We start from the raw sequence: 23,611 nt of genomic DNA, 5'->3' as shown, positions 1-23,611 counted from the left end.
CCGAGAGCATCCCGATGCTGCCCTGGCAAGAGCCCCCGTGCCTCCCAAACTCATCAACATCACCCGACCGTGGATCGGGGCGCCTCCCAAACCCATCGACAAGTGACGTCACTACTACTCGATAAAGCCACAGCGGGCGCCCACGAGACAGGAGCGCCCCGACGGGGGAGGCCGGACAGTGAGCCCGGTTCGCACCTGGCAATGACACGTACGGGTGACGGCTCATTTGAGGGGCCGGCCCTCCCGAAGGGAGCCCGTCGGTCATTCGGCGACGTCGACGCCGTAGCCGCGAGCAAGGTCGGCCAGGCCATGGTCGTAGCCCTGTCCGACCGCACGCAGCCGCCAGCCCTCTCCTCGGCGGTAGATCTCGGCGAGGATCATCGTGCGCTCGGTGGTGGCGGCGTCGAGGGTGGCCCGGGCGGTCGGGGCCGCGCCGATCCCGTGGGTGGCGGTGATCTCGATGGCTCCGACGTCGGAGAAGGTCGCGGCACCGTCGATCGCGGCGGCGATGACGACCCTGTGGATCTCCAAGGGCAGACGCTCCAGGTCGGCGGTGACGGCCTGCTCCGTCGGCCCGTCCGTGGCGAGCCGCACGGTGCCGTTCGGGTGCTCCGGGGCACCGTAGAAGACGAAGTCCTCATCTCCTGGTACCTGTTCCTGCACATCGACCGCGAGAGCGACGACGTCCACGTCGCAGACGGCCTGCTGACGCCACGTCGCGGCCACCGTCCAGGCCGTGCCGGTGTCGGGCAAGTCGATGACGGCACCACGGACCAGTACCTCCGCCGTGTCCGGCTGCTCCCCGGCCTCGCCCTGTGCCGGCGCGGGCATCGCCGCAGGCGTGGGTGCAAGGAGCCAACCGGCGTCGTGCACACGGAGGCCGAGGGCCGTGATGCGGTTCATGCGCCGGTCCGCTTCACCGCCGGGAAGCACGACGACATCGGTCACACTGGCGGAGAGGTTGACTGCCGCGGAGGCGCCGAGAGCTACGGCACGAGCACGCGCTTCCGCGGCTGCCTCGTGGGTGCCGCCCAGGACCAGGACTCTCCGTCCGGTGAGCGGCTGGTCCGCACCGGCAGTGAGTGCGGTCGGCCTGACCGTGCGCTGTACCGGGACGCTCGGTACAGGACCAGGCTGTGCGATCGTCGCACTCCCGGGAGCCTCGGCGACGCGACGCTGCCGGGCGGTGCCCTTGGCCTGGCCGGGCTGCACGCTCTCCAGCAGCCGCACGTAGGTCGACTCGTCCACGAGCGGGACACCCTCGTCTGCGGCACAACGCAGTTTCCCGGACGCGGCGCTGGGGTCGTTGGTGACAACGACGCTGGTCTGGCTGCTCACCGAGGTCAGTGGAGCCAACCCGCTCCCCCAAGCCCGCCTGCCTACGAGCCCCCTCCGCCGGATCGGGCCGAATGCAAGAGACCCTGTGAGGACGTCCGCCTGGGCAGCGCCCCCGTTCCCACCCCATGAGTGCTGCCCAACTCTGGATGCATGATCCACCTCCTGTTCTAGGATGGTGAGACCAATCTCAGCGGCCCGACGGGCTTCCGCTCCACTTCGGTGGAACTGAAGGACATGCCCCCACCCGCACGAGCTACTTCGTGCTGCCTGGGGGCATTTCCTTGCTGTTCCGTGAGTCCGCGGCGTCATTGGCCAACCGCACCCAACTCGAAGGACGGCTGGCCGAGCTCCTGACCGAGAACTTCCTGCACAAGCACCGCCACCGGCCCCAGACGTCGGAGGTGCGCTCCTGGGAGCGCAGCATCCCGGCCCTCACTCACGCGCTGGTCGAAGCCGGGCTCGGTGAGGTGGAGATGCTGCTGGAGTACGGACTGCCCCTGACCAGCAAGCGCGCTGACGTGATACTGGCCGGTGTCCATCCCACGACCGGCGGGCCCTCGTACGTCGTTGTGGAACTCAAGCAGTGGAGCAACGCCTACCCGGAGGACGGCGATCCGCTGCGGTGCCGCATCGATGCGTACCCGGCGCCCGTCCTCAACCCGATCGAGCAGGTCCGCGGGTACTGCGACTACCTGGTGTCGTTCAACGGTGCGCTGGAGCAGGCACCGGAGTCGATCGCCGGAGTGGCATACCTGCACAACGCGACCGAGTTCGGGGTGGCGGGACTGCGTGCCGTTACGGAAGACCGTCGGGGCCGGATGTTCACCGGCGAGCAGCGCGGCGCCTTCCTCAACTACCTGCGCTCGATGCTGGCGCCGAAGCCCGGCGCCGACGCGGCCGACACCCTGCTCCAGGGCAAGGTCAGGCCGTCCAGGCAACTGATGGCTGTCGCCGCCGAAGAAGTGCGGAACCGGGAGCAATTCGTACTTCTGGGCGAGCAGCGACTTGCCTACGAGACCGTGATGTCCGCCGTCCGGGAGGCACGACGGTCCAACCACAAGCAGGTGGTCGTGGTGGCCGGTGGCCCGGGCTCCGGCAAGAGCGTGATTGCCCTGTCCCTGCTGGGTGACATGTACCGGCGTGGGGTGCCCGCTCTGCACGCCACCGGTTCGCAATCGTTCACCAAGACGATGCGTAAGGTCGCGGGAACCCGCAAGACTGAGGTCCAGAAGCTCTTCCGCTACTTCAACAGCTTCATGGAGGCCGAGCCGAACGATCTGGACGTGCTCGTCTGCGACGAAGCCCACCGCCTCCGCAAGACCTCCGCCAACCGCTACACCAAAGCCGCCCTCCGCACCGGCCGCCCGCAGGTGGCGGAACTGATGGACGCCGCCCGAGTCCCGGTGTTCCTGCTCGACCAGCACCAGGTGGTGCGCCCTGGCGAGATGGGGACGGTGGAGGAGATCCGCGAGGCCGCCGCTGAGCAAGGGCTGCAGTGCACGGTCGTGGAGTTGGACAGCCAGTTCCGATGCGGTGGTAGTGACGCCTATCTGCGGTGGGTGACCGGCCTGCTGGGGCTGGAAGACGGCGGGCCCACGGTGTGGGAGCCGGACGGCAAGGTCCAGTTGCTCACGGCGGAGAGCCCGCAGGAGCTGGAGGCATTCCTGGCCGACAAACGGGCCAAGGACTACGGGGCACGCATGTCGGCGGGCTACTGCTGGAAGTGGACGACGAAGATCAAGCCCACCATGACATCGCTGCCGGCGGACGTGACCATCGGCGACTGGGCACGGCCATGGAACCTGTACGGCGACCGCTCCCTGCTCGGCGCGCCCCCGGCACCGCTATGGGCCACCGACCCCGCCGGTTTCGGTCAGGTCGGTTGCGTCTACACCGCTCAGGGCTTCGAGTACGACTGGTCGGGCGTGATCATGGGCCCGGACCTCGTCTGGCGGACCGACCGTTGGGTGGTGAACCGCACCGCATCCAAGGACCCCGTGTTCACCAAGGCAACCCCCGACGAAGACGTCGCCCGGCTCATCCGCAATACCTACAAGGTGCTGCTGACCCGGGGCATGATCGGAACGATCGTCTACTCCACGGACCCGGAAACCCGCGAGAAGCTCCGTTCGCTGATCCCCTGTGCCGTGGATGAGCCGACCCTCCAGTGAGACCACAGTGACGAGCCGAGTCGATGAGCGTCACGGCCGCCCGGCCCGGACTTCTCAAGGCGGGCCCCCGCTCTGCCCGCGGGCACGCCGAGAACGCATTACTCCGCGGCCTCCTCGGTCCTGACACCCACTGGCCGGGGCGGGACAGGCCGCACTTCAGGTGTGCCCACTACTGGGCACCGGCGACCGTCCCGCCCGATCAGTATTGGCACTTCCCTGACCGCCTGTGGTGATAGGACGGTGCCCGATGGATGCGCCGCTGCACGCCCGGCACGGACACCAGATGATGGTGATCGGCCAGGAAGGCGACATGCTGCAGATCTACAACCCATGGGGCCAAACGCCCTGGGTCAGCGAGGACGACTTCGTCAACGGCCACAAGGCATCCGGCTGTCGCATGGCCCGACGCGTACGCCGTCCCCCTGCCCGCCGACCGAAGAAGTGAGCGTCATGACCGGCTCCCTGCGCCGACTCGCCCTTCCCGCCCTGCTGATGACCGTGCTCGCGGGCTGCGGCCTCGTCGGGCCGGACACCTACGAGCTGGATGAGAAGCACATACAGGTGGATGAGGGGGAGGAGTTCACGCTGTCCGTTCCGGTCGCCACCGCGATGGGGGAATGGTGGTACCTGACATCGCCGGAGCCCGACCCCGACGTCGTCCGGAAGAACGGCAAGCGGGAGGACATCGAGGCCGACGAAGACGTCGACGGCAGCGGGAGCGGAACGGACTTCTTCGACTTCAAGGCCGTCGGTCCGGGCACGACGACGATCCGGCTCATCCAGTGCCCCCACGGTGCCTGCGTCGGCGGCGGCGATGCCGGCGGTCCCATCACCCCGTCCCCTGTCCCGGGCGGCAGCCCCACCCCCGACAAGAAGTACCGAGCCACCATCCACACCTACACCGTCACGGTGCGGAAGCCATGACCTCCGTGCCGGAAACCTCGTCCCCGGCCGGACCGACGGCGAGCCGGCGCAGTCGGACATCCCGGCGAAAGCTGCTTCGCGTCAGCGGGACCTGCGCGCCTGGGCGGCCTTCCGGGCTTCCGCGAGCTTCCGGGCTTCGGCGGCCTTGCGGCTCTCCTTCGCCGGACGGCCCGGGCGGGTGCCCATGCCCCGGAAGGGAGCGTTGGTGTTCTTCGCGGGAGCCGTCGCCGGTGCGCGTCTGGCGCCGGTGATACCCGTCAGCTTCGCCTCGCCGGACCGCACCGGCGTGACCGTGGGCCGGATGCCGGCCTCCGACATCATCCGGTTCACCTCGCGACGCTGCCCGGGGGTGACCACAGTGACCACGCTGCCCGACTCGCCCGCGCGGGCGGTGCGCCCGCCGCGGTGGAGGTAGTCCTTGGAATCGGCGGGCGGATCCACATTGACGACGAGGTCCAGGTCGTCGATGTGGATGCCGCGGGCGGCGACATTGGTCGCCACCAGCACTGTGATCCCGCCGTCCTTGAACCGGGCCAGCGTGTGGGTGCGCTGCGGCTGCGACTTCCCACTGTGCAGGGCGGCGGCCTGAATCCCGCTGTCCCGCAAGTGGCGGGTGAACCGGTCCACGGCGGCTTTGGTGTCCAGGAACATCAGGACCCGGCCGTCACGGGCCGCGATCTCGGTCGCGGTGGCGAGTTTGTCGGCAGGATGGACGAGCAGGACGTGGTGCTCCATCGTGGTCACCGATCCCGACGGCCGGTCGACCGAGGCGGAGACCGGGGCGTGCAGGTGGCACTCGACCAGCCGCTCGACGTCGCGGTCGAGCGTGGCGGAGAAGAGCATCCGCTGCCCGCCGGGGCGCACCTGGTCCAGGAGTTCCGAGACCTGGGGCAGAAACCCCAGGTCGCACATCTGGTCCGCCTCGTCCAGAACGGTGATCTCCACACGGTCCAGGTGGCAGTCCCGGCGGGAGACCAGGTCGGTCAGCCGTCCCGGAGTGGCGACGACGACCTCGGCCCCGGTCCGCAGCGATGCCGCCTGGCGCCCGATCGACAGGCCGCCGACCACGGTCGCCAACCGTAGGCCGAGGACCTGCGCATACGGCTCCAAGGCGTCGCTGACCTGCTGCGCGAGTTCCCTCGTCGGTACCAGGACCAGACCGAGGGGCCGCTTCGCGTCGGCGCGCCGGCCCGCCGTACGGACGAGCAGCGGGAGGCCGAAGGCGAGCGTCTTGCCCGAGCCGGTGCGCGCCCGGCCGAGGACATCGCGCCCGGCAAGAGCGTTCGGCAGGGTGATCGCCTGGATCGGGAAGGGCTCCCGCACCGCCAGGCTTGTCATGGTCCGGATCAGCTCCGGCGGCAGATCCAGCTCAGCGAACCCCTCGACCGGCGGCAGCCCCGCCGTCACCGCCCCGGGCACCGGGTCCCCGCTCTCCGGTACCCCGGCACGGTCGTTGTTGCCGGCACCGGAATGCCCGGATGCGGACGTCTTCGCGTTCATGGGGGCCTTCCTCGACTGGTGACCCCGAACGAGACGAGGCCCGAGCCTTGGCCGGCACGGACCCCGTGTGTATCGAAGCGTACGGCGATTTTACCAGCGCCCGGCTCAAGGCCGCCGACCGTTGAGACCCGGGCCTTCTCGACGATGATCCCTTCTGAATCCTGCTTGCGCAGGAGGATCAGGCAGGGGTGACGGTCTGCGCTCGCGCGATGACGTTCACCTCTGGGTGGCGGGGCGGCTTCGACGACGTCGCGGTCAACGCGCTGCATGCAGAATGCTTCAACCGTCCGGCCCTGGATGTCGATTGGCTGATCCGGCGCCGGCCTGAAAGCCCGCGGTCGGAAGGTGTACGCGTTGGAGACCGCCCGTTCGACTGAGCGCTGGACAGGACGGCCAGGCCCGGCGGCCCGTTCAGCCGCCGGGCAGGCTCCGCGCAACGTCAGTCAAGTGCGGCTCCCCCATGAAGCGGCGTCTCGCGCAGTCATCACCGCCAGAGGGGGACGCCTCCGATCGGCTATGCCGTGGCTCACACCGCCGGAGAGCGCATCTCCCTAACCCAACTCGTGGGTAATGTGACCGTGTTGTGGTCTACAACTGCTACCCACGGAGGACGTCGTGTCCGGATCCGTCATCCTGGCTGGGGCCCGTACCCCCACCGGTCGCCTGCTCGGGGCTCTGAAAGACTTCTCCGGAGCCCAGCTCGGGGCGATCGCGATCAAGGCGGCTCTGGAGAGGGCGGGGGTGGCGCCCGAGCAAGTGGAGTACACGATCATGGGGCAGGTGCTCACCGCAGGCGCCGGCCAGATCCCGGCCCGTCAGGCCGCGGTGGCCGCCGGCATCCCGATGAGCGTCCCGGCGCTGACCGTCAACAAAGTGTGTCTCTCCGGGGTCGACGCGATCGCGCTGGCCGACCAGCTGATCAGGGCCGGTGAGTTCGACCTGGTCGTGGCGGGCGGTCAGGAGTCCATGACGCAGGCTCCGCACGTGCTTCCCAAGTCGCGTGGGGGCTTCAAGTCCGGTGATGTACCGCTGATCGACCACATGGTCCACGACGGCTTGTTCTGCCCCTTCGACCAGGTCGGCATGGGCGTCTCGACCGAGAAGTACAACAGCCGCTACGCCGGGCTGACCCGGGAGAAGCAGGACGCGTTCGCCGCGGCCTCGCACCAGCGTGCCGCCGCCGCGGCGGCGGCCGGGCGGTTCGCCGAGGAGATGGCGCCGGTGACGGTCCCGCAGCGCAAGGGCGACCCAGTGGTGTGTGACACCGACGAGGGCGTGCGTCCCGACACCACGACGGAGGTCCTGGCGAAGCTGCGTCCCGTGTACAGCGCCGACGGCACGATCACGGCGGCGACGGCGTCGCAGATCTCCGACGGCGCCGCGGCCGTGGTAGTGGCGAGCAAGGCCAAGGCCGAGGAGCTGGGCCTGCCCTGGATCGCCGAGATCGGCGCCCACGGTGTGGTGGCCGGGCCGGACGGAAGCCTGCACGAGCAGCCGTCGAACGCGATCAGGGCGGCACTGGCCAAGGCCAAGCTGGAGCCGTCCGACCTGGACCTGGTGGAGATCAACGAGGCGTTCTCCGCCGTCGGCATCGTCTCCACCGAGCAACTGGGCATCAGCCCGGACATCGTCAACGTCGACGGCGGAGCCATCGCGCTCGGCCACCCGATCGGCGCCTCCGGCGCCCGGCTCATCGTCCACCTGGCCTATGAGCTGCGCCGCCGCGGCGGCGGTCTCGGCGCGGCAGCGCTGTGCGGCGGCGGCGGGCAGGGCGACGCCCTGCTGATCCGCGTGCCGTCCACCTGACGGCTGATCGGAGCAGCGGCCGGAGAGTCGGCGGAATACACGGTCCCCTGGGTGCGGCAGATGTGGCCGCACCCAGGGGGCCGTCCACAACCCGCAACCCGGCGTGCCCCTGGAGTACAGGGGTCACTGGGTGGGCGTGATCCGGTCCTGAGGCGCCTGCGCTGCGATCGCAGCCGCCGGCGCGGATGTCGGCCGCAGCGTGATGAGCATCGTGCACACCAAGGCCGCGCACAGGATGTTGACGGCCATTGCGGCGACATAGACGTGGTGGAACGACGGGATACCGCCGGGGGCCGGGCCCGACGCCATGATCGAAGCGAATCCGGCGACGCCGACCGCACCGCCGACCTGGCGCACCGTCAGGGTCATACCGAGGCCGCCCGCGAACTTCTGCGGGGGCACCGTCCCGGCCGCCAGCGACGACAGGCAGGTGATGGCGAGGCCGAGGCCGCAGCCGCCGAGGATCGCGGCCGGCAGCCAGCCGCCCAGGAAGTTGGGCGTGGGGCCGAAGAGGCCGGACGCCCAGATGGCGTTGCTGGCTGTGAAGGACAGCGCGCCCAGGACCGTCACCTTCACCTGGGTCGCCGGTCGGGTGAGCCGTCCGGCGGCCAGTGAGCCGGCCATCGAGGAGACGGCCCCGATGCTCAGAGCACCGGCCGTCTGCAGGACCGACCAGTGCCAGATGTCGGCAGCGAACAGCGGGGCGGCCAGCATCCACGCGAACATCGTCATGTTGAGCATGCCGAGGCCGAGGTTGGCAGTCCGGAAGACGGGGCTGCGCCACACCGTCATCTCCAGGGCCGGCGCCGGGTGCGTTCTCGAGCGCAGCACGGTCACGGCGACGAACGCCAGCCCGGCCAGCCCCAGTCCGATGGTGCGGACATCTCCCCAGCCCCAGGTGTCCCCCAAGGTGAGTGCGCTCACCACCCCGCCGATGCCGAGGGCGAGCGCGATACTGCCCACCGCGTCCGGCAACCTGTCCCCGGTGCCTCGCAACCGCTGCCTCGGCAGCATCACCACAGCGGCGACCAGCATCGCGCCGCACAGCGGGAGGTTGACGTAGAACACCGAGCGCCAGCCGAAGGCGCGCAGCAGCAGCCCGCCCGCGGCCGGTCCGATGACGGCGGAGAAGCCCGCCACCGCGGACCAGGTGCCGACCGCTCTGGCGATGCGCTCCCGTGGTGCCGTGGCGAGGATCAGGCCGAGCGCGGCAGGGATCATGCCACCGGCCGCCGCGCCCTGGACGAACCGTGCTGCGATGAGCCACCAGATGGTCGGCGCCACGGCGCAGACGAGCGAAGCGGCGGTGAAGGCGGCCAGGGACCAGAGGAAGACGGTGCGCCGGCCGACGCTGTCGGCGATCCTTCCGGCGGGCGTGAGCACGGCCGCCAGCAAGATCGTGTAGCCGCTGAGGACCCACGTCATGGTGTTGAGCGACGCACCCGGGAAGTCGCCCATGATGTCCGGAAACGCGATACTGACGATCGAGAGGTCGAGGAAGGCCATGAAGCTCGCGCCGCTGCACAGCGCCAGGACGTGGGCCGGCTTGATCTCCTGCGTTGCGCGTGTACCGTCAGCCGACTCGTCGGGCATGCCGATCCCCTCAGTTCGTGTGCGTCGTCGAACTCGCCCACCGTCCACCTCGGTGCGCGGGAAGGTCGGTTGAAGCAATGCGGCCGAAGCAAGTGTGACCGGCCACCGTCGGCGGCGGGGCGAATCGCGTGACCAACGCGTGTGATGACCGTCACTCGGGATTCGCTCGAAGATCTTTGCCGTCATGCCTTGCGGTGGCTCTCACGGCAGGCCAATGATGAGCGGGGCGCCCGGGGGAGGAACCGGCGCAACGGAGGGGTCCGCTACCGCCCCGTCGCACGACAACACATCTCTGCGGCGCGGTACTTCCGCACGTCTGCTTGACAGCGTTTCAGTACGACAGCGTTTCTGCACGACAGCACTTCGGCAGTTCAGCAATTGGCGTACTTGCAATCCTGAACAGCGCAGACGACTCACGGCCCAGCCACTCGCACGACGGCTCGTGAGGCGTACGCCGCTCGATCACGGGGGAATCGGCACGGACGCACGGGGGATCAGCCTTGTGCACGCGCCTGGATCCAGCACCTGTAGCCCTCACAGGGCTGCCTTTGGTGCCGTTGCCCTGCCCCGGGACGGGCGGCGCTCACCGGACGCGCTGCGGGTGATCACGGGGAGACACGGCTTTGACTTCTTTGAGTTCCGTCCTGATCGGCAGTGGGAGCGTACTCGCTCGCTGCGGCGACGTACTTGTGGCGAAAGGGCACCGCATCGCGGCCGTGGTGACCGGTGACGCCACCGCCCGGTCCTGGGCGGTCAAGGCCGGCATTCCGCACCACGCACTCGCCGAGGCCGTGGCGCTCGCACCGGCGTTATCCTGCGACCTCCTGCTGAGCGTCGGCAACTACGCGGTGGTGCCCGAAGCACTGCTGGCCCGCGCGACGCGGGCCGCCGTCAATTACCACTACGGCCCGCTCCCCGAGTACTCGGGCCTGCACTCGCCGTCCTGGGCCATCGCGGACGGGGCGCGGGAGTACGGCATCACCTGGCACCGCATGGCCGAGGTGGTCGACGGCGGTGAGGTGCTGGGGCGGGTACCGGTGGCGATCGGGCCGGAGGACACCGCGCTCTCGCTGGGCCTGAAGTGCGACGAGGCGGCCGTCGCCAGTCTGGCCGCACTGATCGACGACATCGCTGGGGGCCGCGAGACCGCGACGCCCCAGAACGCCGCGACGCGCCGCTACTTCTCGCGGCACACCCAGCTCGCCGCCGAGGGACTGATCGACTGGATCCTTCCGGCCGAGCGCATCGCCGCCCTGGTCCGGGCCACCGACTACGGCCCGTTCGCGAGCCCGTTGGTGTGGCCCAAGGTCAACCTCGACGGGACCTTCTACGCCGTCCGGGAAGCCCGCGCCCAGGCCGCCGCCGGTGCCGCCGCAGATGACGCCGCCGCCGCGCCCGGTACGGTCCTCTCCTGCGACGACGCGTCGGGCCTGCGGGTGGCCACGGGCGCCGGAAGCGTCACCCTGACCCGGATGTGCACCCTGGAGGGCGAGGAACGGCCCGCCGGCGCCGTCGCGGCGGCCCACGGGATCCGGCCCGGCGCGATCCTGGACGTCCCCGGCGAGGACGCGAGCGCGCGCCTGACCGAGGCGGGCGTCAGAGCCTCCAAGGCCGCCAACCGCTGGCGTGAGCGCCTGATCGGGGCCGGCGACCACCCGTACCGCCTTCCCTACCCTCAGCCCCGCTCGGGGACCCGGGCCGAGAGCGCCGAGAGCGGACGGCAGGCGGATCCCGTCCTCGTGCGCTGCCACGTCCCGCTCCAGGACGGCGGCGACGGCGACATGGAAACGTCTACGCAGGCCGCCGCCCACCTGGCCGGTGCGCTGGGCATCTTCCTGAGCCGGGCGAGCGGCCGGCGGGAGGTCCACCTCGCGATGGCGGCCCCCCGCGAGGGCGTCGACGCCGCGCACCGGGACCTGTTCGCCACCTGGCTGCCCCTGCTGTGCCGTGTCGACGCCGACGCGACGATCTCGGAGAACCTGCGGTCGGTGCGGCAGGAGTTCACCCTCGGTCAGGAGCGGGGATGGCTCCGCCGCGACGCCGTCGGCCGGGACGAAGCGCTCCGTGAACGCTGGAACAGCGGCGCACTGACACCGGACGTGCTGATCTCCTGGGGCACCCGCTACGCCGCCGACCAGGGCTCCGGCGGCCAGGGCGACCACCGTCCGAAACTGGAACTCCACATCCAGCAGGACGGCGCCGAGGACGGTGCGCTCGTCACCTTCCACTACGACGCCACGCGCCTGCCGGCCCGGCACGTCGCCCGGCTGGCCGGCCAGTTCACCGCCTGGTGCCGCCGTCTCCCCGCCGCCGCGCAGCAGCTTCCGGCCGCCGCCGACCTCCTCACCGCCGACGAACGCGTACTCCTCATCGAGGAGTTCAACGACACGGCCGACGCCGGCGCGGACCTCCCCGAGCAGGGCCTGCACCGGCTCTTCGAGCAGGCCGCGCGCGACCATGCCGAGGACACCGCTCTGGTCTGCGCGGACACCGGCCTGACCTACGCCGCGCTCAACGGCCGCGCCAATCGGCTCGCCCACGCGCTGACCGACCGGGGCGTGGGGCGTGGCGACCTGGTCGGCGTGGCCCTGGACCGCTCGATCGACCTGGTCGTGGCCCTGCTGGCGGTCATGAAGACGGGCGCGGCCTATGTGCCCGTCGACCCCGGATTCCCGGCGGAACGCATCCGCCAGATGATCGACGACGCCGATCCCAAGCTCATCGTCACCCCCGCCGCCGTGCCCGCCGGCCTCGCCGCGTGGGACACCCGTTGCGTGAGCGTCCATCTGGGAGCCGAGCTGAGCGCTGACGGGGACCCCAAGGTCGAGGTGGGCGCCGACGACCTTGCCTACGTCATCTACACCTCGGGCTCGACCGGCCGCCCCAAGGGGGTGGAGATCACCCACGGGGCACTGAGCAACTTCCTGGCCGCCATGCGCGAACGGCCGGGGTGCGCCGCCACCGACCGGTTGCTGGCGGTCACCACCGTGTCCTTCGACATCTCCGTGCTGGAACTGTTCCTGCCACTGCTCTGCGGCGCGACCACGGTCATCGCCCAGGCCCAGGAAACCCTGGACGCCAAGGCCCTGAGCGGGCTGATGGAGCGGCATGCGATCACGGTGATGCAGGGCACCCCCGCCACCTGGCAGCTGCTGCTGGACGGAGGCTGGCAGGGCACCCCCACCCTGAGGAAGATCCTCTGCGGCGGTGAGGCGCTGCCCCGCGACCTGGCGGACCGGCTGCTCGCCGCCGGTGCCCCGGGCTCGGTGTGGAACATGTACGGCCCCACCGAGACCACCGTGTGGTCCACGGTCTGGGAGGTGGCTGCCCGGGCCGAGGAGGACGGCATCCTCCTCGGCAGCCCCATCGACCGTACCCAGGTCTACGTGCTCGACGAGCACCTGTCGCCGGTACCGCTCGGCTTCCCCGGAGAACTGTGCATCGGCGGCGCCGGAGTGGCCCGCGGATACCGCAACGACCCTGGGCAGACCCGGCTCCGCTTCGCGGACAACCCCTTCCACCCCGGCACCCTCTACCGCACCGGCGACCTTGCCCGCTTCGCCGAACCCGGCAGGCTGGCGCTGCTCGGACGCAACGACCGCCAGGTCAAACTGCGCGGCCACCGCATCGAGTTGGCCGATGTCGAGGCGGCCGTCAGCCGCCATGAGTCGGTCCGCCGCGCCGTGGTGGTCGGCCGGGACGAGCAACTGGTCGCCTACTGCGTCCGCGACGCTCCGGACGGCGATCCGGTCCGTACCCCTGCGGACCAGAGCGCCGCCCTGGCCGAGTGGGCCACCGCCTGGGACCGCGCCTACGAAGCCGGTACCGACACCGCTCCCTCCGATATTGGCACCGATCCCGCCACCGCCGACGCCACGTTCAACCTCGCGGGCTGGCGCAACAGCTACGACGGCCTCCCCTTCTCCAACGGAGAGATGCGCGACTGGCAGCGGAGTTCCGTCCGGCGGATCCTCTCCCACACACCGGAAAACGTCTTCGAGATCGGCTCCGGCAGCGGCCTGATGCTGTTCAGCCTGGCACAGCACTGCCGCACCTACCATGCCGTGGACGCTTCCGCCGCAGCCGTCGAGATGACCCGGCGGCACCTGGCCTCCCTGCCGCACGTGACCTGCGAGCAGCGCGCCGCCCACGCACTCCCCCAGGTGGCCGACGGCGCCTTCGACACTGTGGTCATCAACTCGGTGGCCCAGTACTTCCCCAGCGCCGACTACCTGACCTCGGTGCTGGAGTGGGCGACCAAAGCGGTCACCAGGGGACGGGTGTTCCTCGGTGACATACGCGACCTGTCGCTGCTGGACGTCTTCCACGCCGACGTGGCGCACTTCCGCGCCGACGGGGAGGCCGGCCGGATCTCCGCCGAGGAACTGGCCCGCCGCACCGAGCGCGGGATGGGCGCCGAGCGCGAACTGGTGCTCAGCCGCGACTACTTCGCCAACCTGCCGCACCTGTTCCCACAGATCACCCGCGTCGACATCACCCTGCGCGACGGTCGCTACGTCAACGAGATGACGCGCTACCGCTATGACGTCACCCTGCACATCGGCGAGGACGCCCAACCCACCACCCCGGCGGCGGAGAAGGACTGGCAGGCCGACGGCCTCGACCTGGCCGCGCTCCGCGCCGAGCTGGGTTCCGTCGCCGACCGCCCGTTCCGCCTCAACGGCATCCCCAACGGGCGGCTGGGCGAGGTGTGCGGCCGGATCGCCGCAGCCCTGGAGAGCACGGGCGCGAGCACCCCGGTGGTGCCCACGTCCTGGATCGACCCTGCCGACCTCGCCGGCCTCGCCCATGAGGCGGGCCTGGAACTGGCTCTGCTGCCCAGCCGCTCCGGCGGCACCTGGCGGTGCGACGCCGTGTTCTGGCGGCCCGGCCAGACCCCCGACCTCAGCCCGCACCCCGCCGAGGCGCCGGCCCGCGACGCCCTCACCGGGTACGCCAACACGCCCGCGGTCGGCGAACCGCCCAGGACCCCACTGCACCGCGTGCTGCGCCCCTGGCTGGCCGAGCGGCTGCCGGAGTACATGGTGCCGGCGTTCATCGTGGAGCTGGACGAGCTCCCGCTGACCCCGAACGGCAAGATCGACGAGAACGCGCTGCCGGACCCCGTGGTGGAGGTCGACGCCTCCGCCAAGCCCGCCACCGAGCTGGAGCGGGACATCATGGCCATCTGGTCGGACGTGCTCGGCCACGACCGGATCGGCGTCAACCAGAACTTCTTCGAGATCGGCGGCAACTCGCTGCGGGTCGTCCGGGTCCAGACGCGGCTGGAGGAGCTGCTGGGACGCCCCGTCTTCGGGGCCAAACTCTTCGAGCACTTCACCGTCAAGACCCTGGCCGCCTACCTGGCCGGCGGCACCACGACCGGCCGGGAGGTCGTGCCCGAACGCCGCCGCGCCGTCCACGACGAGCCCATCGCCATCATCGGCATGGCCTGCCGCCTCCCCGGCGACGCCAACACCCCGGAGGAGTACTGGGAGCTGCTGGAGCGCGGCGGAGACGGGATCGTCGAGGTCCCGAAGGACCGCTGGGACGCCGAGGCCCTGTACAACCCCGACCCGGAGGTGCCCGGCACCTCGTACTGCAGCCGGGGCGGGTTCGTCACCCCCATCGACCTCTTCGACGCCCCCTTCTTCGGCATCTCGCCGCGCGAGGCCCGCTCTCTCGACCCCATGCAGCGCATGGTGCTGGAGACCACCTGGGAGGCGTTCGAACGCGCCGGATACACCATGGACCGGCTGCGCGGCAGCCAGACCGGCGCGTTCGTCGGCGTCGGCAAGAGCTCGGCGTACCACGAATACGGCCTCACCATGGCCGGCGGGCTGACCGACCTGGACGGCTACGTGGGCCCGGGTTCCGCGGGCGGCACCATGTCCGGCCGGGTGTCGTACGTGTTCGGTCTGGAGGGCCCGACCCTCACCCTGGACACGGCGTGCTCCTCCTCCCTGGTCACCACCCACCTGGCCTGCAATGCGCTGCGCAACGGCGAATGCGATCTCGCGGTGTCGGCCGGTGCGAGCCTGATGCTCACCCCCGAACTGCACGTCGAGTTCAGCCGCCTGCGCGGCATGTCGGCGGACGGCCGCTGCCGGTCGTTCTCGTCCGACACCGACGGCACCGGCTGGAGCGAGGGCTCCGCCGCGGTCATCCTCAAGCGGCTTTCCGACGCCCAGCGCGACGGCGACCCCATCCTGGCCGTGCTGCGCGGCACCGCCGTCAACCACGACGGCCACAGCGCCAGCCTGACCACGCCCAGCGGCCCCGCCCAGCAGCGGGTCATCCGCACCGCCCTGGCCGCGTCCGGGCTCCAGCCGGACGACATCGACTACCTGGAGGCGCACGGCACCGGCACCAAGCTGGGCGACCCCATCGAGGGCACCGCGCTCTCGGAGGTCTTCGGCGGCAGCCACTCGGACGGGGAACCGCTGTGGGTCGGTTCGGCCAAGTCCAACCTCGGCCACACCCAGGCCGCCGCCGGTCTGGCCGGCGTGATGAAGGTCGTGCTGGCCATGCGCCACGACACGCTTCCCCAGACCCTGCACGTCGCCGAGCCCACCTCCGCCGTGGACTGGAAGGGCGCCGGTATGGCGCTGGTCCAGGAGCAGCGCCCGTGGCCGGCGAAGGACGTGCCGCGCCGCGCGGGTGTCAGCTCGTTCGGCATCGGCGGCACCAACGCCCACGCGATCGTCGAGGAGCCGCCGCGGCCCGCCGCGCAGGACGCCGAGGAGGGCGCGCCCGCGCCGCTGCCGCCCACGGTGCCGTTCGTGGTGTCCGGCCACACCGACGCCGCCCTGCGCCGGCAGGTGGAGAATCTGCACCTGCACATGGGCATGAACATCCAGGACCGCCTGGGTGATGTGGCCCGCTCCCTGGCGACCACCCGCAGCCACTTCCGCCGCCGGCTGGCGCTCTCCGTCAGGGACAAGGCCGAACTCCTCGACAAGCTGGCCTCCTTCGCCCGCACCGGGGAACTGCCCGCAGAGTCGGTGCGCACCGGCAACCACACCGAGGAACCCCGGACAGCCCTGCTCTTCACCGGCCAGGGCAGCCAGCTTCCCGGCATGGGCAAGGACGTCTATGACGTCCACCCCGTCTTCCGCGAGGCACTGGACGAGGTCGCCGCCCGCTTCACCGAGCTGGAGAGGCCTCTCCTGAAGGTGATGTGGGCCGACTCAGGCAGCGAGGACGCAGCCCTTCTGCACCGCACCGACTTCACCCAGCCCGCCCTGTTCGCCCTGGAGGTGGCGCTGTGGCGGCTGTGGGAGAGCTGGGGTGTGCGGCCGGAGCTGCTGCTCGGCCACAGCATCGGCGAACTCGCCGCCGCCCATGTGGCGGGGATGTTCGACCTGGACGACGCCTGCCGGCTGGTCGCGGCCCGCGGCCGGCTGATGCAGGATCTGCCCGCCCGCGGCGCCATGGTGTCGCTGGAAGCCGGCGGCGAGGAGGCGGAAGCCGCCATCGACGCCCTCGGGCTGCACGGCAAGCTGGACGTCGCCGGACTCAACACGCCCACGCAGACCGTGCTGTCCGGTGACACCGACGCCGTCGAGGCGATCGCCGCCCACTTCGCGGAGCAGGGTCGCAAGGCCAAGCAGCTGACGGTGTCCCACGCCTTCCACTCGCACCACATGGACGGCATGCTCGCCGAGTTCCGGGCCGTGGCGGAGACCGTACGCTTCCGCCCTCCGGTGATCCCCCTCGTCAGCAGCCTCACCGGCGAGCTCGCCGCGCCGGGCGAACTGGAGCAGCCCGGCTACTGGGTCCGCCAGGTGCGCCACGCGGTCCGCTTCAGCGACGGCATGCGCAGCCTGCGCCGCGAGGGCGCGAACACCTTCCTGGAGCTCGGCCCGCGGCCCGTGCTGTCCGGCCTGGGGGCGTCCTGCCTGGCCGACGAGGGACCGGTGTCCTGGGTGCCGTCCTGCACCCCGGGCAAGAACGGCGCCTCGGTCATCCAGCGGGGCCTGGCCGAGCTGCACGTGCGGGGCGTCCCGGTCGACTGGGACGGCTACTTCGCTCCCTTCGGCGGCGGCCGGGTGGCCCTGCCGACGTACGCCTTCCAGCGGGAGCGGTTCTGGTTCGAGCCGCCGCTCTCCCGCGAGGTCGGCGCCGGTCTCAACCCCACCGGCCACGCGCTCCTCGGCGGCGGTGTGGAGATCGCCGGCACCGAGCTGTCGCTGTTCACCAACGTGGTGGCGGCGGACCAGCCGGTATGGGTGCAGGAGCACCGGGTGATGGACGCCGTCCTGATGCCGGGCACGGCGTTCTTCGAGGCCATGCGGGCGGCGGGCGACGCCGCCCACCAGGGCGAGTGGGACCTGTCGGACGTGGTGATCGCCTCGCCGCTGGTGCTCGGCTCCGGGGTGTCGGTGCGGATGCAGGTCACCGTGGGTCCGGCGATCGGTGAGACCCGTCCCGTCCAGGTCTACAGCGCGCCCGAGGGTGAGGACGGCGCCTGGCAGTTGCACGCCGAGGGCCGGATCACGCCCGCGGACGCAACCGGTGCCGGCACCGCGGTGACGGTACCGCCCCGGGGCGCCGAGTCCCTGGACGCGTCCGCCCTCTACCGTGACCTGGACGCCCTCGGCTACGGCTACGGGCCGACCTTCCAGGGCATCAAGGAGGCTTGGCACGTGGGCGGGGAGGTGTGGGCCAGGGCCGCGTTGCCGGAGAGCGCGGAGCAGTCCGCAGTCGGCTACGTCCTGCACCCGGCCCTGCTGGACTCGGCCATGCACTCGCTGCTGCTGACCCAGCGGCTGCTGAACCGGACGGGCGACGACCTCTTCGTTCCGTTCGAGGCCGAGCGCCTGTCGCTGCGGGTGAAGGGCCTGGCGGAGATCTGGGTCCGGGTCGCCGACTTCGAGCTGGGTGACGGCGAGTTCTGGGCCTCGCTCGACATCCACGACAGCGACGGCGCCCATGTCGGCCGGCTGCACCGCCTCCACGCACGGCGGGTGGACCGGGCGGTGCTGCGCCGCCTGGCCGCGACCGGGGTGGACCGCTTCCAGTTCGACGTCACATGGCGCCACATCGACACCGAGAACGTCGAACTGGGCGGCTCCTGGGGCATGATGTCCCCGGCCGGGGACGTGCCGTGGGCGCGGGAGGTCAGGACCCTCCTGGCTCGGGCCGGTATCCAGGTGATCAAGGTCCGGTCGCTGGAGGACGCCGAGGACCTGGACGGCCTGGTCTGCCTGTGGGACTCCGACGCGGAGGTGCCGTCCCAGGCCCACGCGTTCGCCGCCAGGGCACTGGAACAGCTCCAGGAAGCGGTCGGCACGGAGTTCCGCACCCCGCTGGTCTGGGTCACCCGCCACGCGGTGGGCACCGGCGCCGACGACATGGTCTCCGGGCTGGGCGCCGCCCCGCTGTGGGGCCTGATGCGGACCGCCCGCAACGAGCACCCCGAACTGAGCCTGCGCCTGATCGACCTCGGCGAGGAGGAGGCGGACCGCAAGGACCTCCCCGCCGCGTTGATGCTGGAGGCCGAACCGGAGTGCGCGCTGCGCCACGGCGAGGTGCTGGTGCCGCAGCTGCTGCGGGTGGGCTCGGCCCAGGATCTGGAGATCCCGGCCGATGGCCGCTGGCAACTGGAGATCGCCGCCAAGGGCCGCCTGGACGAGCCGCTTACGGTCAAGTCCCTGCCGGAACGGGCCCTCGCACCCGGCGAGATCCGCGCCGAGGTGAGGGCCGCCGGGGTGAACTTCCTCGACGTGCTCAACGCCCTGGGCATGGTGGAGATCCCCGCGTTCGGCCTGGAGTTCGCCGGCGTGGTCACCGAGGTCGGCGGCAGCGTCGACCAGGTGAAGGTGGGCGACGCCGTGCTGGGCCTGGCCCGCGGCTCCTTCGCCTCCGAGGTCGTCGCGGACGCGCGCCAGGTGGTGCGTATGCCGGAGCACCTCGGCTTCGAGGAGGCCGCCACCATCCCGATGACCTTCCTCACCGCCTGGTACGGCCTGCACGAACTGGGCGCCCTGCAACCGGGCGAGCGGGTGCTGATTCACGCCGCGGCCGGTGGCGTGGGCATGGCGGCGGTGCAACTGGCGCGGCTCCACGGCGCCGAGGTCTACGGCACCGCCAGCGAGCCCAAGTGGCCCGCGCTGCGGGAGCTCGGTCTGGACGATGCCCATCTCGCTTCCTCGCGCGACCTGGGCTTCGTGGAGCACTTCGGCAAGAGCGCTCCCGGCGGCGAGTCCGGCGGAACCTTCGACGTGGTGCTGAACTCCCTGGCCACCGAGTTCATCGACGCTGGCCTGGGCATGCTGGGCAGCGGCGGACGGTTCCTTGAGATGGGCAAGATCGATGTGCGCGAGCAAGCCGCCATTGACCAGAGCCACCCGGGCGTGAGTTACACCGTCTACAACCTGCCCGAGGCGGGGCCGGACCTCATCCAGCGGATGCTGGTCTCCATCGCCGAGCTGTTCACGCAGGGCAAGCTGGCGCCGCTGCCACTGCGGGCCTTTCCCATGACCCACACCTCCGACGGCCTGCGCTTCATCGCCCAGGCGCGGCACGTGGGCAAGGTGGTGCTGGTCCCGGCCACGCAGCGGCAGTTCGTCCGGCCGGACGGCGCGGTGCTCGTCTCGGGTGGCGCCGGCGACCTCGGCCGGCGCGTGGCCAGGTGGCTGGCCGGTACCCACGGCGTACGCGACCTGGTGCTCGCCTCCCGCCGCGGGATGGAGACCCCCGGCGCGCAGTCCCTGGTGGACGAGCTCGCCGAGCTGGGCGCCACGGCCACCGTGGTGGCCTGCGACACGGCCGATCGCGACGACGTCGCCGCGGTGATGGCCCTGTTCGGTGAGAAGCGCCCGCTGCGCGGCGTGGTCCACGCGGCAGGTGTGCTGGACGACGGCGCCCTGACGGCCCTGACGCCGGAGCGGTTCGACGCGGTCTTCCTGCCCAAGGTGGACGGCCTGTGGCATCTCCACGAGCTGACCCAGGACATGGAGCTGGACTTCTTCATGATGTTCTCCTCCATCGCGAGCGTCATGGGAGCACCCGGCCAGGGCAACTACGCCGCCGCCAACGCCTTCCTGGACGCGCTCGCCCACCTGCGCCGGGCCAAGGGCCTGCCGGCCACCTCGGTGGCCTTCGGCCCATGGGAGGGCGACGGCATGGCCGCCGGGCTCAGCGAGTTCGACCGGGCCCGCTTCGCCCAGCTCGGCCTGGACCGGCTGGCACCGGACGAGGGCCTGGAGCTCTTCGAGCTCGCCGTCGGGAGCGGCCGCGCGCTGACGATGGCCGCCGCGCTGGACCTGAACCGCGTGCAGCACTACTTCGAGAACCGCGGCGGCATACCGCCGCTGTTCCGCGCGCTGCTCAGCGGCAACGCCGACGGACGCTCCCGGGCCGGCGGCGGAACGGACCTGCGCAAGCTGCTGGGCGAGGCCGCGCCGGAGGAGTACCCGGCCGTGGTGCTGGGGGTGGTCCGCGAGGAGGTGGCGAAGACCCTGGGCTTCGCCTCGCCGGAGGCCGTGGACGTCGGTGTGTCGCTCCAGGACATCGGCATCGACTCGCTGACCGCGGTGCTGATGCGCAACCAGCTCGTGGACCTGACCGGACTCGCCCTGCCCGCGAAGATCGCCTTCGATCACCCCAACCTCATCTCGCTGGGCGACTTCCTGCTGGCGAAGCTGCTGGAGGCGGGGCTGGACGCGGCGCCCGGGACCGCCACGGGCACAGCGGCCGGCGAGGCGGCCGAGGTGGCCGAGGTGGCCGATGCCGCGGACGTGTCCACGGCCCGGAAGGGCTGCCTGCACCCTGACCTCCGCTTCGGCAACGCCACCGCGGCGCCGGTACGCCCGGAGGCGGTCTTCGTCACCGGCGCCACCGGATTCGTCGGCGCCCACCTGCTGCACGAGATGCTCGCGTCCGAGGTGGTCGCCTACTGCCTGGTGCGGGCGGACGACGCCCGCCAGGCCATGGAGCGCCTGGTCGCCACCCTCGACGGCTACGGCCTGTGGAAGGAGGAGTTCGCGCCGCTGCTGAACCCGGTGGTGGGCGACCTCGCCCAACCGCTGTTCGGCATGGACGAGGAGGGCTTCGACGAACTGGCCGACCAGGTGGACGCCATCTGCCACTCCGGTGCCCTGGTGGACTGGATGCGGCCGCTGGAGGACTACACCGGCCCCAACGTGGTCGGTACGCACGAGGCGCTGCGCCTGGCCTCGCGCGGCCGCGGCAAGGCGTTCCACTTCGTCTCCACCTTCGCCACGCTGCCCAAGTACCTGGGGTACGAGGTCACCGAGGACGACCGGGAGTACGGCTACCTGACCTCCAAGTGGCAGGCGGAGCAGATGGTGGCCGCCGCCCGCTGGCGCGGCGCGAAAGCGTCGACGTACCGGCTGCCGTTCGTGGGCGCCTCGACCCGCACCGGGCACTTCCGGCTCGACCGCGGTGACTTCCTGCACAACGTGATCACCGGCAGCCTCGAGATGGGGAGCTTCCCGTCGCTGGCGGCAGACCTCACGGCGGTGCTGCCGGTCGACTACCTGTGCCGGACGATCGCCGAGGCGATGACCAGTGACCTGGCGCGCATCGGCAGGGACTACGACTTCGTCAACTCCGGGGCCCCCTCCTTCGACCGCTTCTTCGAGATGGCCGGTGCTGCCTGCGGCGGGGAGGAGATCGTGCCCTTCGACGAATGGCGCCGGCGGGCGCTGGCGTTCGCCGCCGGGCATCCGGCAAGCCCCCTGGCCCGGATCGCCGCCCTGGTGGACGGCCTGACGGCGGAGGGCCTGGCGGACATGTTCGCCGCGCTCCCCGTGGGAGGCGCCGTCTTCGGCGCGGAGGACTACCCGTCCCCGCCCATAGACGAGGACTTCGTCCGCACCTATGTGGACCGCATCAGCACTTCGGACCGAGCGGAGAACACGACCTCATGAGCGACGCGACCCAGGCGGCAGACGTGACGGTGGACGACGAAGCCACGGTCACCGGCACCTACCAGAAGACCGGCACCTTCCTGCACTCCACGGCGGCGGTGCACGCCGAGCAGTTGTCCCCGGTGCTGGACAAGTACCAGGTGGACAAGGGGGAGATGGAGTCCCGGCTGCCTCCGCACCGGGCGCTGAACCCGAGCTGCTTCCACCCCGAGGCACACCCCACCGAGGTCGTCCGGATGAACCTGGACGACGACCTGGCGGACCACCTGGCACGCCAGCTGCGGTGCCAGGCGGTGATCCAGGAGAGCTTCGCCGCCGCCTCGATCGGCAGTTACTTCCCGGTCTCCACCATGTTCGAGAACTGCGTGCTGTTCGTTCCCTCGGCGAAGCGCTTCTACGACCTGAACCAGGACATCGTCCAGGAGCACTTCCCCGAGGTGGAGACCGCGGTGGTGAACGCCTTCATCGTGCCGGCCGAGAAGCGGCCGTACGGCACGCACGCGGCCAGCTCGATCGCCCTTCAGATCCCGTCTCTGGTGAAAAAGCAACTCGGCTTCCCCACCGAGTACCGCAGCTTCCACACCGCGCTGACCCCGACACCGCTGAGCCGGCAGCCCTTCGTGATCTTCGAGGAGGCCGAGCTGGAGGCCCCGAACCTCCATTTCGTCTACGAGAAGATGCTGGAGTGCGGGCTGGAGGGCGAGGAGAAGGACGCCGTCGACAAGGCGCTCTACCTCTTCCTGGAAGGGAAGCTGTCCGAGATCGACCTGCCCTCGGTGCGGGACTTCCTCATGGCGATGTACTGGGCGAAGACGTACGCCGACAAGCCGTCTCCCGGCTACTACTGCGACAGCCGGGTGGGCGACGCGCTGGTCTTTGACAACTACCGGGCACACGCCGACAGCACCCTGCCCCGGACCACCAAGGACCGCCTCACCATCGACCTGCGCTGCTTCAACAAGGTGCACTACCCGAAGGGGATGACCAGCGGCCTGGACTTCATCGTCGATCCGGACGAGCGCGCCCACCAGACCAGGCGCAAGTGGGCGTCGATCGAGTTCCTCCTCGCCACGCTCGGCTACGAGAGCGTCGACGAGTTCCTGCGCCTGGTGTTCGGCGGGACCCGGAGCGCGGCGGACATCGATCCGTTCGGCCTGATGACCGACCTCCAGTTCGGCATCTACAACAAGTCCGAGTACCACCTGCTGGACCAGAACCTCGACGACCACTACGAGCGGGTCGAGGCCCTGTACGACCGCATCGTGAAGGAGGGGGAGTACGTCCTGCCGGAGCGAGCCAGGCAGTGCCTCGCGGCGCTGAGCGAACAGCCCGGCAGCTGAGGTCCGGGAAGGACGCGGTCGAAGTGAGCCACCGACACCG

General features: G+C 70.9%; 10 protein-coding genes. 7 read left to right on the top strand and 3 right to left on the bottom strand.

Features of this window, described 5'->3' with window-relative positions; translation table 11 throughout:
- Positions 1-261: 261 nt before the first annotated feature.
- Positions 262-1,338 (bottom strand): TerD family protein, encoded by a 1,077-nt coding sequence (locus tag ACFYYR_RS23235; RefSeq protein ID WP_388856684.1) that lies wholly within the window; start codon positions 1,336-1,338, stop codon positions 262-264.
- 281 nt (positions 1,339-1,619) lie between these two features.
- On the opposite strand from ACFYYR_RS23235, the gene ACFYYR_RS23230 reads away from it, so the two are divergent.
- The 3 genes from ACFYYR_RS23230 to ACFYYR_RS23220 all read left to right on the top strand — a co-directional run bounded on the left by ACFYYR_RS23230 (position 1,620) and on the right by ACFYYR_RS23220 (position 4,433).
- Positions 1,620-3,509: a DNA/RNA helicase domain-containing protein gene (locus ACFYYR_RS23230; protein WP_388856681.1), complete on the top strand. Its 1,890-nt coding sequence runs from the start codon at positions 1,620-1,622 to the stop codon at positions 3,507-3,509.
- A 247-nt stretch (positions 3,510-3,756) separates the two neighbouring features.
- On the top strand, positions 3,757-3,954 hold the full coding sequence (locus ACFYYR_RS23225; protein WP_388856678.1) for a hypothetical protein: 198 nt from the start codon (positions 3,757-3,759) through the stop codon (positions 3,952-3,954).
- Positions 3,955-3,959: 5 nt separating this feature from the next.
- A complete protein-coding gene (locus ACFYYR_RS23220) occupies positions 3,960-4,433 on the top strand; it encodes a protease inhibitor I42 family protein (protein ID WP_388856675.1) in 474 nt (157 codons plus the stop codon).
- 81 nt (positions 4,434-4,514) lie between these two features.
- Here ACFYYR_RS23220 and ACFYYR_RS23215 read toward each other — a convergent pair whose 3' ends face one another.
- Positions 4,515-5,933, bottom strand: coding sequence for a DEAD/DEAH box helicase (locus ACFYYR_RS23215; RefSeq protein WP_388856672.1), 1,419 nt, complete (start codon positions 5,931-5,933; stop codon positions 4,515-4,517).
- Positions 5,934-6,142: 209 nt separating this feature from the next.
- Here ACFYYR_RS23215 and ACFYYR_RS23210 point away from each other — a divergent pair, with 209 nt between their 5' ends.
- Positions 6,143-6,310 carry a hypothetical protein gene (locus ACFYYR_RS23210; RefSeq protein ID WP_388856669.1) on the top strand — a complete coding sequence of 56 codons (168 nt, stop codon included), beginning with the start codon at positions 6,143-6,145 and terminating at the stop codon, positions 6,308-6,310.
- A gap of 238 nt (positions 6,311-6,548) precedes the next feature.
- A complete protein-coding gene (locus ACFYYR_RS23205; RefSeq protein ID WP_388856666.1) occupies positions 6,549-7,739 on the top strand; it encodes an acetyl-CoA C-acetyltransferase in 1,191 nt (396 codons plus the stop codon).
- A 123-nt stretch (positions 7,740-7,862) separates the two neighbouring features.
- On the opposite strand, the gene ACFYYR_RS23200 is transcribed toward ACFYYR_RS23205, so the two are convergent.
- A complete protein-coding gene (locus tag ACFYYR_RS23200) occupies positions 7,863-9,332 on the bottom strand; it encodes an MFS transporter (protein WP_388856663.1) in 1,470 nt (489 codons plus the stop codon).
- A gap of 623 nt (positions 9,333-9,955) precedes the next feature.
- On the opposite strand from ACFYYR_RS23200, the gene ACFYYR_RS23195 reads away from it, so the two are divergent.
- Both ACFYYR_RS23195 and ACFYYR_RS23190 read left to right on the top strand, forming a co-directional pair.
- Positions 9,956-22,231 (top strand): amino acid adenylation domain-containing protein, encoded by a 12,276-nt coding sequence (locus ACFYYR_RS23195; RefSeq protein ID WP_388856660.1) that lies wholly within the window; start codon positions 9,956-9,958, stop codon positions 22,229-22,231.
- Positions 22,228-23,571, top strand: a complete 1,344-nt coding sequence (locus ACFYYR_RS23190; RefSeq protein ID WP_388856657.1) for a hypothetical protein — start codon at positions 22,228-22,230, stop codon at positions 23,569-23,571. Before ACFYYR_RS23195 ends, ACFYYR_RS23190 begins: the two co-directional genes overlap by 4 nt.
- The last annotated feature ends 40 nt before the right edge of the window (positions 23,572-23,611 follow it).

The sequence above is a fragment of the Streptomyces sp. NPDC001922 genome (assembly GCF_042891165.1).
Classification (GTDB): Bacteria; Actinomycetota; Actinomycetes; order Streptomycetales; family Streptomycetaceae; genus Streptomyces.
The sequence above is the reverse complement of the archived record's forward strand: the minus strand, read 5'-3'. Positions and strand labels throughout refer to the sequence as shown.

Bases quoted from the DNA above. Each gene is read 5' to 3' on its own strand.
- ACFYYR_RS23225 (WP_388856678.1), top strand. From the start codon at position 3,757: ATGGATGCGCCGCTGCACGCCCGGCACGGACACCAGATGATGGTGATC.
- ACFYYR_RS23220 (WP_388856675.1), top strand. From the start codon at position 3,960: ATGACCGGCTCCCTGCGCCGACTCGCCCTTCCCGCCCTGCTGATGACC.
- ACFYYR_RS23215 (WP_388856672.1), bottom strand. From the start codon at position 5,933: ATGAACGCGAAGACGTCCGCATCCGGGCATTCCGGTGCCGGCAACAAC.
- ACFYYR_RS23210 (WP_388856669.1), top strand. From the start codon at position 6,143: ATGACGTTCACCTCTGGGTGGCGGGGCGGCTTCGACGACGTCGCGGTC.
- ACFYYR_RS23200 (WP_388856663.1), bottom strand. From the start codon at position 9,332: ATGCCCGACGAGTCGGCTGACGGTACACGCGCAACGCAGGAGATCAAG.
- ACFYYR_RS23190 (WP_388856657.1), top strand. From the start codon at position 22,228: ATGAGCGACGCGACCCAGGCGGCAGACGTGACGGTGGACGACGAAGCC.